Source organism: Dyella flagellata (assembly GCF_030160275.1).
GTDB classification, from domain to species: domain Bacteria; phylum Pseudomonadota; class Gammaproteobacteria; order Xanthomonadales; family Rhodanobacteraceae; genus Dyella_B; species Dyella_B flagellata.
Genome location: NZ_BSOA01000065.1, coordinates 1 through 1,058 on the forward strand (window position 1 = coordinate 1; position 1,058 = coordinate 1,058).

Here is a 1,058-nt window from a genome sequence, read left to right on the forward strand (position 1 = left end):
TGAAGATGAGCAAGCAAACGACCTTTGCCTCAGCGAGCTTCGACGTCAAGAAGCGTAAGACGCGCAGGGAGATATTCCTTGCACAGATGGACAGAGTGGTGCCATGGAAAGCGTTGGAGGCGCTGGTGGAGCCGCACTACCCGCGAGAAGGGCGCCGCGGGCGTCCACCGATGCCATTGGAGACGATGCTGCGCATCCATTTCCTGCAGCAATGGTATGCGTTGTCGGACCCTGGCATGGAAGATGCGCTGTATGAGATCGAGTCGATGCGCCGCTTTGCGGGGATCGAATTGAACGAAGAGGCGATTCCCGACGAGACGACGATACTGAAGTTTCGTCGGCTGCTGGAGAATCATGACCTGGCGGCGGCGATGCTGGCTGAGGTCAATGCTCAGTTGGAAGGACTGGGGATGCTGATGCGGCATGGCACAATTGTGGATGCGACGATCATTGCGGCGCCTAGCTCGACGAAGAACAAGGATCAAAGCCGTGATCCTGAGATGCACCAGACGAAGAAAGGAAACCAATACTACTTCGGCATGAAGGCACACATAGGCGTGGATGCCGAAACGGGCCTGGTGCATACGGTGGTGGGAACGGCTGCCAACGTGGCGGACGTGACTATGGCGGCGCATTTGCTGCACGGGAAGGAAGAATTAGCGTATGCCGACGCGGGCTATGCCGGCGTGGAAAAGCGCGCGGAAGTGCAGGACAAGGTCGTGGACTGGAAGGTGGCCGTCAAGCGTGGAACGATCAGGGCTATGACGGAAAGTGAACTCAAGCAGTGGGTCATATGGATGGAATACCTCAAGTCAGTGATCCGTTCGAAGGTTGAGCACCCCTTCCGAGTCATCAAACGGCAGTTCGGTTACGTGAAGGTTCGCTACAAGGGGCTAGCGAAGAACACTGCCCAGGTGGTCACACTGTTTGCGCTATCGAATTTGTGGATGGTGCGGCGCTCGATATTGAGAATGATGGGATACGTGTGTCTGGCGGAAATGTAAGGGATGGGAATACCCCGGGAGAGGGGCTGTTTTCTCTCTGCGGCCGATGCTTTT

1 protein-coding gene is annotated in these 1,058 nt (G+C 56.5%); it reads left to right on the plus strand.

Annotated features, from left to right (window positions below; all coding sequences use genetic code 11):
* Nucleotides 1–5 precede the first annotated feature (5 nt).
* Nucleotides 6–1,004, plus strand: a complete 999-nt coding sequence (locus QQJ96_RS23520; RefSeq protein WP_284334476.1) for an IS5 family transposase — start codon at nucleotides 6–8, stop codon at nucleotides 1,002–1,004.
* Nucleotides 1,005–1,058: the final 54 nt, after the last annotated feature.

Coding starts and splice junctions, on each gene's coding strand:
- QQJ96_RS23520 (WP_284334476.1), top strand. CDS start 6: ATGAGCAAGCAAACGACCTTTGCCTCAGCGAGCTTCGACGTCAAGAAG.